This window comes from Ensifer oleiphilus, from assembly GCF_013371465.1.
Classification (GTDB): domain Bacteria; phylum Pseudomonadota; class Alphaproteobacteria; order Rhizobiales; family Rhizobiaceae; genus Ensifer; species Ensifer oleiphilus.
In genome coordinates this window covers 38,139-51,249 of record NZ_JABWDU010000004.1, presented here as the reverse complement: position 1 = coordinate 51,249, position 13,111 = coordinate 38,139, and the positions used below count along the sequence as shown (strand labels likewise).

Here is a 13,111-nt window from a genome sequence, read left to right as displayed (position 1 = left end):
CTAGACCGTATAAAACTCGGATGACCTAAGGCGCAGCAGGCTGACAAAACCGGTCTCCGGATCAGTCCAGGAGCCGATCTCCAGCGTCCCGCGCACCTCGATCGTCTGGCCGGGCGGTACGAAGGTCTGCTTCTCGCCGAGATAGACGACGACGATGTTATCAGGCCAATCGGAATCCGACGAACAAAATGGGCAAAGCGCCATCGGAATTTCCGTCAGGACGAAGAAGGCAGCCTCGGCTTTGAGCGGCGGCGCCATGAAGCCGCGCATGCGCACCTTCTGGCCGGCAAGGCTCTTTGCCTTCTGCGAGAATTCGAGACCGAGTACACTGACCTTGCCATAAAGCTCATCGAAGGTGAGGCTGGCGTCCGCCTGGGCAACACGCCCGTCGATCGCAACGGCCGCGCCGGCGATCAGGCCAAGCAGGGCGCGTCGACTGAGGGAGATGGGGCTCGATAGGGACATCGTCTTATCGCTATTTGGTATCCCGGCAGCGCATCGGCAAAAGGCCGGGAAGAAACGTCAGCGCGATGCCTCCTCCCCTTTGCAGGGAGGAGGCAGATTTCGAGCCATCAGTTGGTCTGCTTCACGCCGAGAGCGAGCGCGTCGACGAGAACGCGATAGACGTCGCTCTGCTCCATATAGCCCCTGAAGCCTTCACTGCCAGGACCTTCCGACTGCAGCACGACATCATCGACCGTGTGCTGGCCGGTGCTTTCGTCCTTCGGCAGGATGCCGACACGCAACACGGCGCCCGGCATGTCCTTGTAGGCTTCGTTGGCGACATACTCGTCCTTCTCGTTCTTCACCGCCGGCTCGAACGGGCCATCCAGCTTGGGGCTGAAGGTTTCGTAGTAGTCGGGGAAATTGGAGACGAACATCGCCAGACGGCGGCTGGCATCGATCTTGTCGGGGAAGCCGTCCTTGTTTTCGTCGGTGTAGTTCGGGAAGCCTGCCGAAGCGCCTGTCTTGACCTTGTCGCGGCCTTCCTTGCCCTCGACCGTGTCGTCGATGATGCCGAGCAGCGAGACGCCGTGGGTATGGTCGCCGGTGACGACAACAAGCGTATCCGCGTTGTTCTTGGCAAATTCGCGGGCAACGCCGATCGCCTGGTCGAACTCGATGGTCTCGACCACGGCGCGCTCCATGTCGAGCGGATGGCTCATCTTGTCGATCGAGGCACCCTCGACCATCAGGAAGAAGCCGTTTTCGTTCTTGGACAGCCGGTCGAGCGCCGTCTTGGTCATCTCGACGAGCCCGGGCTGGCCCGGGAACTTTTCGGCCGTGCCCTTCTTCAGGAACTCACGGTCGAGCGTCACGTCCATGTTGCCGGTGTGGAACAGGCCGAGAAGCTTGCCGTCGGCAGGTGCATTGGCAAGCTCGGTCTTGTCGGTGGCAAGCGCGTAGCCGGCGTTCTGGAACAGCTTTATATAGTCCTGATTGTCCTTTCGCTTGGAGCCGGGCGTCTCCTTGCCGAGGAAATAGGCCGAGCCGCCGCCAAGGATCACCTCCGGCTTGACGTCGTAGATCATGCCGACGATTTCGGCCTTGTCGTTGCGGTTGCGGGTGTGGGAGACGACGGCGGCAGGCGTCGCATCCTCGATTTCCGAGGTGGTGACGAGGCCGATCGACTTCTGCGTCTGGCGGCGCAGCGCTTCGGCAATGGTTTCGACACGCGGATCATCGAGGCTGTCGGGCGTGCGGTCGCCATAGACGCCGACGGCGTTGATCACGGTCTTGTGGCCAGTCATATAGGCCGACATGGTGTTGGCGCTGTCGGTATCGATCGAGTTGGTGGCCGACGTGCCGATAAAGGCCATGCGCTCGAGATCGTCCATGTTGAGGCGGCCATTGGCCTTCCCCTCGGTCATGCCCTTCGACATGATGCGCGCAGCGGTGCGATGGGCGACCGAAAGGCCATCGCCAAGCAGGAAGATAATATTCTTGGCCTTCGGCTGTTCAGCGGTGGCAAAGACGTCCCAGGTCACGGTCTTCGTCTGTTCGCCCGCCGTCACCCTGACCTCGTAGCTGCCCGGCGCGCCGATGACGGCATTGCGCAAGAGCAGGGCCGAACCGAGGTCCTTGTCTTCCTTGCCCTTTTCCATCGCGACATAGGTGGCCTCGGAGCCGAGCGCTGCCTTGTAGTCCTGACCGTTGACGGTCACCGTGATGTCTTCCGCCTTCACGGCTCCCTTCAGCTCGACCTTGAAATCAAACGGCGAGCCGGCGAGAATCGTTGCACGATCAATCGGATAGACGTCCGCAGCCTGGGCTGCCTGGGCCAGAACCGTTGTGGCAAAGAGGGTTACAAGAAGCGTGCGCATGGCGATCGTCCCTTTGAGGTGTCGGATGTCGCGGTCCTAACGCCCGGCGATGACAGCGACGTGACATAACGATCACGTTTGCGGGCGCCGAGCATCGTACGCTTGACTCGCCGATAGAAACAATTATTAGGAGCCTCGGAAAGGAAGGCATTCCATGCTTCGCCGCGAACATAACTTCGCTGACAGCAGCATCCTGGCAGAAATCGCCGGGCGGAATATGCGTTTCCCAGCTTCCTTCAAAACAACGGCCAAAACGACGACGAAAACCGTCTGACGTCTCTGGCCCTCCGCTCTCTCCCCGGTTTGGCCGGGGACAGGAACCCTCGCGGCGGATCGCGCGGTTTCCCCCTCCACCCGACGAGGAGAGACAGAAAAGAGAGCTTAGATCATGGGTTTCAAGATTGCAGTCGCAGGCGCTACCGGCAATGTCGGCCGGGAGATGCTGAACATCCTTTCGGAACGCGGCTTTCCCGCCGATGAGGTGGTCGCCCTTGCTTCCGCCCGTTCCCAGGGCACGGAAGTTTCCTTCGGCGACAAGACGCTCAAGGTCAAGAACCTCGAAAACTACGACTTCTCCGACACCGATATCTGCCTGATGTCGGCCGGCGGCGCGGTTTCGCTGAAGTATTCGCCGAAGATCGGCCAGCAGGGTTGCGTCGTCATCGACAACTCCTCGGCCTGGCGCTACGATTCCGAAGTGCCGCTGATCGTGCCGGAAGTGAACCCCGACGCGATCTCGCTCTTCACCAAGAAGAACATCATCGCCAACCCGAATTGCTCGACCGCGCAGCTCGTCGTCGCGCTGAAGCCGCTGCATGACTACGCCAAGATCAAGCGCGTCGTCGTGTCGACCTACCAGTCGGTTTCCGGCGCCGGCAAGGACGGCATGGACGAACTCTTCAACCAGACCCGGGCAGTCTTTGTTGCCGACCCGATCGAATCGAAGAAGTTCACCAAGCGCATCGCCTTCAACGTCATTCCGCATATCGACGTCTTCATGGAAGACGGCTACACCAAGGAAGAGTGGAAGGTTCTGGCCGAGACCAAGAAGATGCTCGATCCGAAGATCAAGGTGACCTGCACGGCCGTGCGCGTTCCCGTCTTCATCGGCCATTCGGAATCGGTCAACATCGAGTTCGAAAACGAGATCACCGCTGACGAGGCGCGCGATATCCTGCGCGAAGCGCCGGGTTGCCTGGTTGTCGACAAGCACGAGAACGGCGGCTACGTCACGCCATACGAGTGCGCCGGCGAAGATGCCACCTACATCTCGCGCATCCGCGAAGACGCAACGGTCGAGAACGGCCTCAACATCTGGGTCGTTTCCGACAACTTGCGCAAGGGTGCGGCACTCAACGCGATCCAGATCGCCGAGCTGCTCATCAACCGCGGCCTGATCCGCGCCAAGAAGCAGGCCGCCTGAACAAACAGACGGTAAGACACAAATAAGAACCCCGCCTGGCCCGTTATCGGCCTGCGGGGTTTGCTGTTTCACGGATCCGTGTGAAGAATTGATCGGATTCACGTGAAACCGTTAGGTATTTTCCGCCATTGAGTGGCGGGTGACAGTGCCGGCAAAGGCTGGCATCTTTGTAACGGCAACCAGATTCGGGCAATCACGGGGTTTTTCATGCACACGGCAAAGTGCGTAGCTATTGGGCTTGCGGCCCTGATTTCAACGGCAGTCCTTCCGGCGACTGCTTCCGCGGCACAGTGCGGCAACGACGGCAGCGGCTTTGCCGCCTGGATGACGCAGTTCAAGCAGGAAGCCGCCGGCAACGGCATCAGCCCTGCGGTGCTGAACAAGGCGCTCTCTAACGTTTCCTACAACAAGGCGACGATCCGCGCCGACCGCGGCCAGAAGAGCTTCAAGCTTTCACTCAGCCAGTTCATGCAGAAGCGTGGCGGCCAGACGATCATTTCGCGCGGCAAGAAGATGAAGGCCCAGAACGCGGCGCTCTTCAACAGCATCGAGCAGCGCTATGGCGTGCCGGCCGGCCCGCTGATTGCCATCTGGGGCATGGAAACCGGCTTCGGCGGCTTCATGGGCAAGGAGCACACGCTCTCTGCCGTTTCGACGCTCGCCTATGACTGCCGCCGTTCCGACTACTTCACCAACCAGCTCTACGCCGCACTCCAGCTCGTCCAGCGCGGCGACCTGAGCCCGGACGCGCGCGGCGCTGCCCATGGCGAAATCGGACAGACCCAGTTCCTTCCGGCAAACGTCTTGAAGTACGGCGTCGACGGCGACGGCAACGGCCACGTCGACATGGTCCGCTCGAAGGCCGACGCGCTTGCGTCGACCGCAAACTTCCTGCGTGGCCACGGCTGGCAGCCGGGCGCCGGATACCAGCAGGGACAGGCGAATTTTGGCGCGATCCAGGGCTGGAACGCCGCCAGCGTCTACCAGCAGGCAATCGCCATCATCGGCGCAGAAATCGACGGCGACTGATCGCGACCGTTACAAGACTGCAGATTTGGAAGCCCGGTTCGAAAGGACCGGGCTTTTTGCTGTGGCTGCCGTCACATGCCGGGTCGGGCAAAATCGCCGGTCTTCGGATCCATCACCCAGAGCTCGCCGGTCGAAATGTCGAACCATGCACCGTGCAGGTTGAGCTTGCCCTTCGCTTCGAGGATCTGGACACAGGGAAAGGTGCGCAGATTGGCGATCGAGTTGCGGATGGAGACGCGTTCCAGCGCCCGCTGACGCTCGGCCTGGGTCATCACCTCGTTGCTCTGGATCTGCTCGGCCGAAGGCTTCAAGAGGTGCATCCAGCGGCCGATGAAATCGCCCGGCGACAAGGGTTCGGCGTCGAGATCGAGTGCCGCCTTGATGCCGCCGCAGCGTCCATGCCCCATGACGACGATGTCGGTGACGCGCAGCGACTGCACGGCAAATTCGAGGGCTGCCGAGGTCGAATGATAATGGCCGTCCGGTTCGTAGGGTGGCATCAGATTGGCGACGTTGCGCACGACAAAAAGTTCGCCGGGGCCGCTGTCGAAGATCGTCTCGGGGGCTGCCCGGGAATCGCAACAGGCAATGACCATGGTCTTGGGCTTCTGCCCGCTGTCGGCCAATGTCTTGTAACGTTGCTGCTGTTCGCTGAAGCGGCCATTCATGAAGTTATGATAGCCGTTCAGAAGGTGGTCCGGAAAACGCTGCATATCCATCGGTTACCCCGCTGTTGTCGAGATTTCAATCCACCAAGCCATTCGACGGCAAGCCGTGAACAGCTTCTTCTATTTCCGGCGCATCTGGCTCGGATGCAGCAAGCGCCGCATCTGGACCATCGCCATCGGCGTCGAGAGGCTCGACGCATCCTGTTCCAGCGTCAGCTCATCGGCACCGCGCTTCACCGTGCGTGCGATGATTTCAAAGACGCTGGCCGTCGCCATCTGCAGCGCACGCTCCTCCGAAAGCCCTTCGAGCAATCGCGCCAGGAACACCGCCGTCAGCAGATCGCCCGTGCCGTTCGGCGGGTTCTCGATCAGCCGATGTTCGGCAAGAAGCGCATGGTTGCCGGAGAGATACAGGTTTCCCGTGCCGCCATTCATCATCGGGATTGCCGATGTCACCAACATTCGTGATGGGCCAAGCCCGAGCGCCGCGTCGAGGATGGCCGCGTTCGTCTCGAGCGCAGCGCCGGCGAGCCAGGCCAGTTCGAAGCGGTTGGGCGTGGCAAGGCTTGCCAGCGGCAGCAGTCGGTCACGGATGGCAGAAGCCGTCGCTTCTGGCACATAGAGCCCTTCGGCGTCGCCGATAACAGGATCGCAGGCATAGACGAGATCGGGGTTGCGGGCGCGAAGCGCAGTCACCAGCCGGGCAACGCCGTCCGCCTGTCCCGCCGAGCCAAGATAGCCTGAGAGCACCGCCCGGACCTCGCAGGCCCAAGGCGCCTGAGCGAGATCGTCGATGACCGACTGGAATTCGGCATCGGGGATGGTGATACGGGTCGAGCGGCCATGGCCGGGATGCCAGGGCAGGATGACGGTCGGCAGCGCCCATACGGGATGCCCAAGCGTCTCCAGGGCGAAGACAACCGCCCGATTGCCGACGGTACCACGCACCACGTGACTGGAAATGACGATGACGGCACCAGGCAAGGAGGGCATTTCGGGCATCGGCCAGTCCAATCCTTCGATTTGACCTCTGATCACCGACTGTCACCGCCATGTCAACAGCCTATGCCAGACAGGTTCCGCACAAGCCGCTGGCGTTTTCGTGCTTTTTCATCGAAATTCGAGCAATTTTCGCCAATTTGCCTTCGATTTAAATGGATTTAAGCTGTTTTCGCGTGAGATTCTCCGATTTTGGGCTCGTTTTTGCCGAAATCGTCATAAAAAGCGGTCGCCATTAGCCATGGTTCTGATAGGGTCTAGCCTATCATGAATGGGAGAAACTTCATGGGCGTGAAATACAATCCGAAGCGGGACAGACACATCGACGCAGCGAAGGCGGCCGCCATCAAACTGGGCACCGACGCGCTGGCGCCGGAGATCCTCTTCGGCGGGGCCAGCAACGACGACCTCGATCTCTATTCGGCGGACATGCTGGCACTGACTGCGGCCCATGCGAGAAGCGAACTCGCACGCTGGGACGGCGGAAAACCTCAGGTTTCGGTCGAAATCGTGCCCGGCGTCGCGCCTGGCGGCACGGAGGTTTCGATCATCGCCGTCACCGAACACAACATGCCGTTCCTCTATGATTCGGTCATGGGCGAAGTGACAAGCACGCACCGCGACATCCATCTCGCGATCCATCCCATTCTGGTCCAGGAGCCGGGCAAGCCCGCCAAGCTGTTCGATCCAGACGAACCGAGCGACCCGGCGCACCGGGTCAGCCATATCCAGATCCACCTGGACAAGTTGACGCCGGTCGAGGCGCAGTCGCTGAGCAACCGTATCCGCGACGTTCTGGAGCAGGTTCATCAGGCCGTGCACGACTGGCCGGCGATGACGACGCTGCTCGATCAGGCGATGCAGGAACTCGAGGACTACAATGCCTCGCGCAAGAAAAGCGACCGCGACGAAGCGCTCGCCTTCCTCCGCTGGCTCCGGGACAACAACTTCACCTTCCTCGGCATGCGCGAGTACACCTATTCGGGCAAGGGCGGGAAAGCCTCCGTCGAGCGCGGCACAGGCAGGGGCCTCGGCATCCTTTCCAACCCCGATGTGCGCGTACTGCGCCAGGGCAAGGACGCGGTTCTGACGACTCCGGAAATTCTGGCCTTCCTCGAAAGCCCGGATTTCCTGATCGTCACCAAGGCCAACGTGAAATCGGTAGTGCACCGCCGCGCCTATATGGACTATATCGGCGTTAAGCGTTTCGATGCCGACGGCAATGTCGCCGGCGAGCTGCGCATCGTCGGCCTGTTCACCTCGTCGGCCTATACCCGCCAGGCCGCGGAAATCCCGCTGCTGCGCCACAAGATCGAGAAGATCGTCGACCACTTCGGCTACGATCCGCAGAGCCACTCCGGCAAGATGCTGGATAACACGCTCGAATCCTACCCGCGAGACGATCTCTTCCAGATCGATGTCGGACTGCTGGCCGCCTTCTGCGAACAGATCAACGAGCTGGGCGACCGCCCGCGCATCCGCGTGCTGCCGCGCATCGACCATTTCGACCGTTTCGTTTCGGTCATAGTCTTCGTGCCGCGCGAACAATACGATTCCGACGTGCGCGAAAAGATCGGCGATTACCTGAAGACGGCCTATGACGGCCGCGTTTCGGCCTACTACCCGGCGTTCCCGGAAGGCGGTCTGGCGCGCGTGCACTTCATCATCGGCCGCACCAGCGGCAAGACCCCGCGCATCCCGCAGGCCAAGCTCGAAGAAGCCGTGCGCGGCATCGTCACGCGCTGGATCGATCGGTTCGACCTGCTTGCCCGCAAGGACGGCATCGAGCTTGATGTCGACGGCGCCTACCAATCGTTCTTCACGCCGGCCGAAGCCTATGCGGACCTCGCTGACATCGCTGCCTGCAAGGCGGAAGATCCGATCCGGATCTCGTTCTACAACTACAACCGCCCGATCAACCGTCCGGACACGGCCGAGCTGAAGATCTTCCATGCCGGCGAGCCCGTGTCGCTGTCGCGCCGCGTGCCGCTGCTCGAAAACCTCGGTTTCCGCGTCATCAGCGAACAGACTTACGACCTCAATGTCGGCAAGCACGGCGAAGACAAGCACCGCGTCGTGCTGCACGACATGGAGCTGATCCATCGCGACGGCCTTGCGCTCAATCTCGACAAGTCGGGTGCAGCACTCGAAGAAGCCTTCCTCGCCGCCTGGAACGGCACGATCGAGGACGACAACTTCAACCGGCTGATCCTGCTTTCGGGCCTCAACGCCCGCGAAGTGACGGTGCTGCGCGCCTATGCCCGCTACCTCCGCCAGGCCGGCATCACCTATTCTCAAGGGTACATCGCCGACACGCTGAACAAGTATCCGGCGATTGCCGCCGATATCTTCAAGCTGTTCGTCACCCGCATGGACCCGGCGCTCGAAGAGAAGCCACGGGCCAAGAAGTGCAACACGCTCATCGCCTCGATCGAGACCGCGCTGTCCTCTGTCCCGAGTCTCGACGAGGACCGGATCCTGCGCCGTTACGTCAACGCCATCGAGGCGACGCTCAGGACCAACTACTTCCAGAAGGACGCCGACGGAAAGCCGCGTGCGGTGCTTGCCCTCAAGCTCGACCCCAAGCAGCTCGAGGGCCTCCCCGAGCCGCGTCCGTTCCGCGAAATCTTCGTCTACGGCACCGAGGTCGAAGGCGTGCACCTGCGCTTCGGCAAGGTCGCGCGCGGCGGTCTTCGCTGGTCCGACCGGGCACAGGACTACCGCACCGAAGTGCTCGGTCTGGTAAAGGCACAGCAGGTCAAGAACGCCGTCATCGTGCCCGTCGGCGCCAAGGGCGGCTTCTATCCGAAACAGCTGCCGGTCGGCGGCAATCGCGACGAGGTGTTCAAGGCCGGTACCGAAGCCTACAAGACCTTCATCCGTACCATGCTGTCGGTCACCGACAACATTGTCGGCCAGGATGTCGTGCCGCCGGTGGACACGCTGCGCCGCGACGGTGACGATCCCTACTTCGTTGTCGCCGCCGACAAGGGCACGGCGACGTTCTCCGACACCGCCAATGGCCTTGCCCAGGAAGCCGGCTTCTGGCTTGACGACGCGTTCGCGTCGGGCGGATCGGCCGGTTACGACCACAAGAAGATGGGCATCACCGCCCGCGGCGCCTGGGAAACAGCCAAGCGCCACTTCCGCGAGATGGACATCGACATCCAGACGACCCCCTTCACCGTCGCCGGCGTCGGCGACATGTCGGGTGACGTCTTCGGCAACGGCATGCTGCTGTCGGAAAAGATCCGACTGCTTGCAGCCTTCGACCACCGCGACATCTTCATCGATCCCAATCCGGATACCGACGTGTCCTTCGCCGAGCGCAAGCGCATGTTCGCGCTGCCGCGTTCGAGCTGGCAGGATTACGACCGCAAGACGCTGTCGGAAGGCGGCATGATCATTTCCCGCGCCGAAAAATCGGTGACGCTGACGCCGGAAGCGATGGCGGCGATCGGCATCGACAAGCAGAAGGCGACGCCGTTCGAGATCATGAACGCGATCTTGAAGAGCCAGGTGGATCTGCTCTGGTTCGGCGGCATCGGCACCTATGTGCGCGGCAGCAATGAGACGGATGCCGAAGTCGGCGACCGCGCCAATGACGCGATCCGCGTCGCCGCCGAAGAGGTCCGCGCCCGTGTCATCGGCGAGGGCGCAAACCTGGGCGTCACCCAAAAGGGCCGCATCGGCTTCGGCCTCAACGGCGGTCGCTGCAACTCCGACGCCATCGACAACTCGGCGGGCGTCAACTCGTCCGACGTCGAGGTCAACATCAAGATCGCGCTGGCGTCTGCCATGCGCGACGGCCGCCTGACCCGGCCGAAGCGCAATACGTTGCTGGCGTCGATGACCGAAGAAGTCGGCCATCTCGTCCTGCGCAACAACTACGAGCAGTCCCTGGCGATCTCGCTGACCGCCATGCAGGGAGCCGGCAATCGCACGACGCTTGGCCGACTGATGACGCGGCTGGAGGCGGACGGTCATCTCAACCGCAAGGTCGAGACGCTGCCGACAGACCAGGCGATGACCGAGCGTTACCAGGCGGGCAAGCCCTTGACCCGCGCGGAAATCGGCGTGCTGCTCTCCTACTCCAAGCTGGTTCTGTTCGACGAGCTGATCGCCAGCGAGCTTCCCGATGACCCGTATTTCACGGCAACACTGGAGCGCTACTTCCCCGGCAAGATGCGCAAGACCTATGCCGGCGATATCCATGGCCACCGGCTGCGCCGCGAGATCATCGCGACCATCCTTGCCAACGAGGTCATCAACCGTGGCGGCCCTGCCTTCGTCTCGACCTTGACGGATGCGACGGGCTTCCTCTCGGCTGACGTGGTCAAGGCGGCGGTTCTGGCGCTTGACGGCTTCGATCTGCCGCGGATCTATGACGAGATCGACGCGCTCGACAACAAGATTGGCGGCGGCCTGCAGAACGTCCTCTACCAGGAGGTCGGCCGCATCTTCACGCTCGTGACCGAGCGGGCGCTGCGCACCCATGCTGCAACCGGCTCGGTTTCCGAAGCCGTGTCGCGGCTGCGCGACGGTCTACAGAAGTTGCGCGGCACGATGCGGACTGCCGTGTCCGGCGAGAGCGCCGACGAGGCACAGCTGAAGACCGCTGCCTTCGTCGAGGGTGGCGTGCCGGCCAAGCTCGCCGAGGAGATTTCTGAACTGGCGCTGATGACGCTGGTGCCGGAAATCATGCAGATATCCGCCGAAACCGGCGAGACGCTGAGCCGCACTGCGCAGGGCTACTTTGCCGTCACCGACACGCTTCGGATCAACCGGCTGCTCGCCGCCTCCGATCGTGTGCCGGCAACCGAGCAGTTCGAAGCGATGGCTCTTTCGCGGGCCGTCTCCGATATCGCCGCCGCCCGGCGCGATATCACCGCGGCAGCGCTGCGCGAGCAGAAGAAGGAACGCAATCCGGTCGCGGCCTGGGAGGAAAACGAGCGCGAGCGCGTCGCGCAGGCAACGAGCCAGTTGCGCCTGTTGACCGAGAAGGGCGAGACGACACTTGCCAAGATCACGGTTGCCGCGGGCCTTCTGAACGACCTGGCACGCGGAAGGGCGAGGTGAGCTCTTGTTGCGGAATTGATCGACAGTAGGCAGCAACATGCGGGCAGTTTTTTCGCCCGTGTGTCGCTCCGGGCCTTTTGGAATCGATCGGAATGAAGATAGTCTGCGCCGCGCGTTCGAGGGGATGCGCGGCGCAGTCTTTTTCGGGAGGGGCACTTGCAGATTTCAGCCGACAGGACTGACGAACGGCCGCGCGTGTCGCGCGCGGGCATTGCCGGCTGGATGCTGTTCGACTGGGCGGCGCAACCCTTCTTCACGGTCATCACCACCTTCATCTTCGGACCCTATTTTGTCTCGCGACTGACGGAGGACCATGCCGTCGGCCAGGCGATGTGGGGCTATACGCTGACCGTTTCCGGCATCATCATCGCCATTCTCTCGCCCGTTCTTGGCTCGATCGCCGACGCCACCGGGCCGCGTAAACCCTGGATCGGCTTTTTCGCCGTCATCAAGATCATCTCGCTGGCGATGCTCTGGTTTGCCGCCCCCGGATCGCCGATCATCTACGCCGCCTTTTTCATCGTGCTGGCGACGGTCGCCGCCGAGTTTTCGATCGTCTTCAATGATTCGATGATGACGCGGCTGGTGGACGAGAAGGATGTCGGCCGCATTTCCAACGTTGCCTGGGGGCTCGGTTATCTCGGCGGCATGATCGTGCTGATCGCCGTTGTGGCGCTTCTGGCTGCAAATCCGGAAACCGGCAAGACTGCCGCAGGCATCGACCCGCTCTTCGGCCTCGATCCCGCCAAGGGCGAAGATGCGCGCATCACCGGGCCGATATCGGCGCTCTGGTACTTCATCTTCATCATTCCGATGTTCCTCTTCACACCCGACGCCACCAAGGCGACCATGTCGCTGCGAAAGGCGACCGTCACCGGTCTTCGCGAACTGAAAGGCACACTCGGCGAACTCAAGGAAAGATTGGGCATCCTGCGCTTCCTGATCGCGCGCATGATCTTCCAGGACGGCGTCAACGGACTGCTGGCGCTCGGCGGCACCTTCGCCGCGGCCATGTTCGGTTGGCGAACCCTGGAACTGGGCATCTACGGCATTATCCTCAACGTCGTCGCCATCGGCGGCTGCCTCTATGCAAGCCGGCTCGACACGCGTCTCGGCTCCAAGGTCATCGTCACCGCCAGCCTGGTCTGCCTGACACTGGCCACCATCGGCATCGTCTCGACCGGACCGGGTTTCACTCTGTTCGGCCTCATGCCGCTATCGACAGACGATTCCGGCGGGCTGTTCGGCACCGCTGCCGAGAAGGCATACATCCTCTACGGTCTGCTGGTCGGCATCGCCTTCGGCCCGGTTCAGGCCTCATCGCGCTCCTATCTCGCCCGCAGCGTCAGCCTTGACGAGGCCGGCCGCTATTTTGGGCTCTATGCGCTTTCGGGTCGGGCGACATCGTTCCTTGCGCCTGCATCGGTCGCTACGATCACGCTTGCCACCGGTTCGGCACGCATCGGCATGATGGCGCTTATCGCCTTTCTGGTCGTCGGCCTCCTGATCCTGCTGCGCACGCCTTATCCGGCGGATGACGGGCGCAAAAAAGCCGCCGCATCCTGGGGACGCGACGGCTTCTGATAGTC

General features: G+C 62.1%; 8 protein-coding genes. 4 read left to right on the top strand and 4 right to left on the bottom strand.

What is annotated here, in order from left to right; genetic code table 11:
• Positions 1 to 465 (bottom strand): hypothetical protein, encoded by a 465-nt coding sequence (locus tag HT585_RS17885; protein WP_176354264.1) that lies wholly within the window; start codon positions 463 to 465, stop codon positions 1 to 3.
• A gap of 107 nt (positions 466 to 572) precedes the next feature.
• The gene (locus tag HT585_RS17880; RefSeq protein ID WP_176354263.1) at positions 573 to 2,324 is read right to left on the bottom strand and encodes an alkaline phosphatase; all 1,752 of its coding nucleotides are present in this window, start codon (positions 2,322 to 2,324) and stop codon (positions 573 to 575) included.
• Between the two features lie 388 nt (positions 2,325 to 2,712).
• Between HT585_RS17880 and HT585_RS17875 the strand changes: the two genes are divergently transcribed.
• Both HT585_RS17875 and HT585_RS17870 read left to right on the top strand, forming a co-directional pair.
• Positions 2,713 to 3,747, top strand: a complete 1,035-nt coding sequence (locus HT585_RS17875; protein ID WP_173418435.1) for an aspartate-semialdehyde dehydrogenase — start codon at positions 2,713 to 2,715, stop codon at positions 3,745 to 3,747.
• A 207-nt stretch (positions 3,748 to 3,954) separates the two neighbouring features.
• Positions 3,955 to 4,776 carry a lytic murein transglycosylase gene (locus HT585_RS17870; protein ID WP_176354262.1) on the top strand — a complete coding sequence of 274 codons (822 nt, stop codon included), beginning with the start codon at positions 3,955 to 3,957 and terminating at the stop codon, positions 4,774 to 4,776.
• Positions 4,777 to 4,847: 71 nt separating this feature from the next.
• Here HT585_RS17870 and HT585_RS17865 read toward each other — a convergent pair whose 3' ends face one another.
• Together HT585_RS17865 and pdxY are read right to left on the bottom strand one after the other, a co-directional pair.
• Positions 4,848 to 5,495, bottom strand: a complete 648-nt coding sequence (locus tag HT585_RS17865; protein ID WP_173418437.1) for a carbonic anhydrase — start codon at positions 5,493 to 5,495, stop codon at positions 4,848 to 4,850.
• Between the two features lie 69 nt (positions 5,496 to 5,564).
• On the bottom strand, positions 5,565 to 6,446 hold the full coding sequence (pdxY, locus tag HT585_RS17860) for a pyridoxal kinase PdxY (RefSeq protein ID WP_176354261.1): 882 nt from the start codon (positions 6,444 to 6,446) through the stop codon (positions 5,565 to 5,567).
• 282 nt (positions 6,447 to 6,728) lie between these two features.
• On the opposite strand from pdxY, the gene HT585_RS17855 reads away from it, so the two are divergent.
• Together HT585_RS17855 and HT585_RS17850 are read left to right on the top strand one after the other, a co-directional pair.
• Positions 6,729 to 11,522 (top strand): NAD-glutamate dehydrogenase, encoded by a 4,794-nt coding sequence (locus tag HT585_RS17855; protein WP_176354260.1) that lies wholly within the window; start codon positions 6,729 to 6,731, stop codon positions 11,520 to 11,522.
• Between the two features lie 156 nt (positions 11,523 to 11,678).
• Positions 11,679 to 13,106: an MFS transporter gene (locus HT585_RS17850; RefSeq protein WP_176354259.1), complete on the top strand. Its 1,428-nt coding sequence runs from the start codon at positions 11,679 to 11,681 to the stop codon at positions 13,104 to 13,106.
• The last annotated feature ends 5 nt before the right edge of the window (positions 13,107 to 13,111 follow it).

Bases quoted from the DNA above. Each gene is read 5' to 3' on its own strand.
- HT585_RS17870 (WP_176354262.1), top strand. From the start codon at position 3,955: ATGCACACGGCAAAGTGCGTAGCTATTGGGCTTGCGGCCCTGATTTCA.
- pdxY (WP_176354261.1), bottom strand. From the start codon at position 6,446: ATGCCCGAAATGCCCTCCTTGCCTGGTGCCGTCATCGTCATTTCCAGT.
- HT585_RS17875 (WP_173418435.1), top strand. From the start codon at position 2,713: ATGGGTTTCAAGATTGCAGTCGCAGGCGCTACCGGCAATGTCGGCCGG.
- HT585_RS17880 (WP_176354263.1), bottom strand. From the start codon at position 2,324: ATGCGCACGCTTCTTGTAACCCTCTTTGCCACAACGGTTCTGGCCCAG.
- HT585_RS17855 (WP_176354260.1), top strand. From the start codon at position 6,729: ATGGGCGTGAAATACAATCCGAAGCGGGACAGACACATCGACGCAGCG.
- HT585_RS17865 (WP_173418437.1), bottom strand. From the start codon at position 5,495: ATGGATATGCAGCGTTTTCCGGACCACCTTCTGAACGGCTATCATAAC.
- HT585_RS17885 (WP_176354264.1), bottom strand. From the start codon at position 465: ATGTCCCTATCGAGCCCCATCTCCCTCAGTCGACGCGCCCTGCTTGGC.